The organism is Streptomyces sp. SBT349, assembly GCF_001083795.1.
GTDB lineage: Bacteria > Actinomycetota > Actinomycetes > Streptomycetales > Streptomycetaceae > Streptomyces.
This window is the reverse complement of sequence record NZ_LAVK01000553.1, coordinates 1-3,080: the sequence shown is the minus strand read 5'-3', so window position 1 is coordinate 3,080 and position 3,080 is coordinate 1. Positions and strand designations below refer to the sequence as shown.

Here is a 3,080-nt window from a genome sequence, read left to right as displayed (position 1 = left end):
GTTTCGTGGGGTGTTCCGGGGGGCGGCGGGGTTGCCCGTCGGTTGTGACGTGAAACACAAAGGGCCGCGAAATAACCGGGGACCCTCCCCCCGTTGAGGGAAGTGTCCGAACCGGGGACTCGATCCCCGGTTGTTCACCCGGGCGCCGGACGGCGTTCAGGAACAACGGGAGCGGCATGGTGAGCGACACCTCCACGACCCCTCGCACACAGTTGCGCGCTGATGCGATGCGCAACCGTGAGCGGATCCTGGTGGCCGCCCGCGATGCCATTGCCGCGCAGGGGCCGCATGCGCCCTTCGACGACATCGCCCGACGCGCCGGCGTCGGGAATGCCACGCTCTACCGGCATTTCCCGGACCGGGAGTCGCTGCTGTTCCACGTGCTCCTGTATGTGAATGAGCGCATCGTCGAGCGGGCCCAGCGAACCCTGGAGGAGGAGCGCGATCCCTTCGAGGCCCTGCGCCGCATGGTTCTCGATGCCGCCGAGGAGCGGATCGGAGGTCTCTGCCCGATGCTGGGCCCGGCGATCGATCCGGAGGACGCGCGCCTCGTCGCCAGCCGGGAGCGCATGCACCGGGTCACGCAGCGGCTGATCGACCAGGCGCACGCGTCCGGTCAGCTGCGGCGGGATGTCGGGGCCGGGGACCTGCTGGTCGCGGTGTCCCGGCTGACCACCACCGTCCCGGGGACCCGGGGCGTGGACAACGCTCTCACCAGGCGCCACCTACAGATCTTCCTGGATGGACTCAGGACACCGTCGCGCAGCGAACTTCCTGGCGCGGCGATCACGTTGCACGACCTCAAGGACGAGTTCTGCTGACGGCCCACTGACCGCCTCCGCCCGGTCACGGCCGCGGCGCTGAGTAATCGCGATTCTCCGAGTCATCACCACTGACTCCGAGGACACCTCGCCCATCCCTTTTGCCCTACATCGTCACGTGAGGTAGCTAGCCCTATGCCACCCGAAACCGCGGTGAGCCCCGCTCACAGCGCTCTCGACCCCCGGCGCTGGAAAGCGCTGATCTTCATCGCGCTGGCCCAACTCATGGTGGTGCTCGACGCCACCATCGTGAACATCGCGATGCCCTCGGCCCAGGTCGACCTGGGCATATCCGACGGCAACCGGCAGTGGATCATCACCGCCTACGCCCTGGCCTTCGGCGGTCTGCTGCTCTTCGGCGGCCGCGTCTCCGACCTGTGGGGACGGCGCCGGGCCTTCGTCATCGGCCTGATCGGCTTCGCGCTCGCCTCCGCCCTCGGCGGCGGCGCGCAGAACGAGGCCATGATGTACGCCTCCCGCGCCCTCCAGGGCGTCTTCGGCGCGCTGCTCGCGCCGGCCGCGCTGTCGCTGCTGACGGTGCTGTTCACCGACGTGAAGGAGCGGGCCAAGGCGTTCGGCGTCTTCGGCGCCATCGCCGGTGCCGGCGCCGCCGTGGGCCTGCTGCTCGGCGGCACGCTCACCGAGTACCTGGACTGGCGCTGGACGTTCTTCGTGAACATCCCCTTCGCCGCCGTCGCCGCCATCGGCGCCCTGCTGTACATCCGCGAGCCCCGCGACGCCCACGGCCGCCCGCCGCTGGACGTTCCCGGCCTGCTGCTCGGCACGCTGGGCCTGGTCGCGCTGGTCTACGGATTCGCCCGCGCCGAGCAGGAGGACTGGACGGAGTCGGTGACGGTCGGCATGTTCGTCTCCTCGGCCGTGCTGCTCACGCTGTTCGTGGTGGTCGAGGCCCGGGTGAAGAACCCGCTGCTGCCGCTGCGCGTGGTCACCGACAGGAACCGGGGCGGTGCCTACGCCTCGCTCGGCCTCGCGATCATCGCGATGTTCGGTCTGTTCCTCTTCCTGACGTACTACCTCCAGATCGTCCGGGGGTACTCGCCGGTCGAGACCGGCCTGGCGTTCCTGCCGATGGTGGTGGGCATGATCGTGGGCTCCACCCAGATCGGCGCCCTCCTGGTGACCCGTGTCCCGCCGCGGCTCCTGATGGTGCCCGGCTTCCTGGTCGCCTCCGTGGGCATGCTGATGCTGACCCAGCTGAGCGTGGACACCTCCTACACCATGCTGATCATGCCCGCGACGGTTCTGCTCGGCCTGGGGCTCGGCACCTCGTTCATGCCGGCGATGAGCCTGGCCACCGAGCGGGTCCGCCCTGCCGACGCGGGCGTGGCCTCGGCCATGGTGAACGTGTCGCAGCAGGTCGGCGGCGCCATCGGCACCGCCCTGCTCAACACCATCGCGGCCAGCGCCACCACGTCGTACTTCAACGACCACGTGGCGGGGGCCACCGACCAGCAGCGGCTGACGTTCGACTCGATGGTCCACGGCTACTCCGCGGCCATCTGGTGGGGCTTCTTCATCCTGCTGGGCTCGGCCCTGCTCTCCGGCCTCATGATCAACAGCAAGGGGAGCGATCACGGAGCCGTCGTCGCCGGCGGCGAGGGTGCCGAGGAGGGCAAGCACGTCCCGGTGATGGTGCACTGACGCACCGGACCCACCCGGCCCACCGGCCCTCAGCGGCCACCCGAGAGCGCGGCCCCCGCAGCACCCGCTGCGGGGGCCGCGTTCCGTCGTCGAGCGGGCAGCACCGGGCCCGCCCGGTTGCCGGGGGCACGCGGTCGGCCACACGATGAAGGGGCCGGTGTCCCCGGACGCGCCCGGCCGCTCCGGGGTCACCGGTTCGGTCGGCGGGCGGCGGTCGGCGGTCGGCGGTGTGTCGGCCGTCGGTCAGCGGTCGCCGTAGAGGTCCCGGTAGGCGGGGAAGACGCCTCCCGGCGTCTCCACGCCATCCGCCGCCAGCACCCCCCGCACCACCGCGCGGGTCAGCACATCGGCACCGGCGGCCAGCAGCACATTGAACGCGAGCGCCGCCTCGATCGGCGTCCGGCCGGCGGGGCCCGGCCGTTCCCCGGTGGCCAGCGTGAACACCGTGTCACCGTCGGTCATCAGATGCGCCGGGCGGATCGCCCGCGCCAGCCCGTCGTGCGCCGTGCCGGCCAGCTTCCGCGCCTGGGCGACGGTGAGCGCCGCATCGGTGGCCACCACGGCGAGCGTGGTGTTCAGCGGGGGACGCTCCCCCGC

General features: G+C 71.2%; 3 protein-coding genes. 2 read left to right on the top strand and 1 reads right to left on the bottom strand.

Going from position 1 to position 3,080, the window contains the following annotated elements; translation table 11 throughout:
• The first annotated feature begins 176 nt into the window (after window positions 1–176).
• Window positions 177–821 carry a TetR/AcrR family transcriptional regulator gene (locus ADY01_RS34485; protein WP_049580722.1) on the top strand — a complete coding sequence of 215 codons (645 nt, stop codon included), beginning with the start codon at window positions 177–179 and terminating at the stop codon, window positions 819–821.
• Window positions 822–956: 135 nt separating this feature from the next.
• Window positions 957–2,483: an MFS transporter gene (locus ADY01_RS34480; protein WP_049580721.1), complete on the top strand. Its 1,527-nt coding sequence runs from the start codon at window positions 957–959 to the stop codon at window positions 2,481–2,483.
• Between the two features lie 243 nt (window positions 2,484–2,726).
• Here ADY01_RS34480 and ADY01_RS34475 read toward each other — a convergent pair.
• On the bottom strand, window positions 2,727–3,080 hold a 354-nt coding region (locus ADY01_RS34475; RefSeq protein ID WP_049580720.1), incomplete at its 5' end, for a P1 family peptidase.